Annotated in this window: 1 pseudogene; it reads left to right on the top strand. The window is 70.9% G+C overall.

Annotated features, from left to right (window positions below):
- A pseudogene (locus ACLWS4_RS38185) lies at window positions 1-327 on the top strand (hypothetical protein); the annotation flags it as partial.

Here is a 327-nt window from a genome sequence, read left to right as displayed (position 1 = left end):
GCGACTTCAGCCTGCTGGACCCCACCTATCTCCTGTGGTTCCTGTGCGCGCTGTTCGTCTGGCGGCTGACGACGCCGATCTGGCAGACGATCCGCTGGCCGCTGCCGATCTCGCTGGCCATCGCGGGGCTCGCCTCCGTGACGCCCAGCATCGGCAACGACCTGAACATGCAGCGGGTGCTGCAGTTCCTGCCGTGCTTCGTGCTGGGTCTCGTACTGCGCCCCGAGCACTTCCGGCTGGTGCGCCGCCGTGCCGCGCGGATCGCCGCCGTGCCGGTCGTCGCGGCGGCCGTGGCCGTCGCCTGGTGGTCGGTGCCGCGCATGGAGA

The sequence above is a fragment of the Kitasatospora sp. SC0581 genome, from assembly GCF_048159585.1.
In the GTDB taxonomy this organism is placed as follows: Bacteria; Actinomycetota; Actinomycetes; order Streptomycetales; family Streptomycetaceae; genus Kitasatospora.
This window is presented reverse-complemented; position numbering and strand designations above follow the sequence as displayed.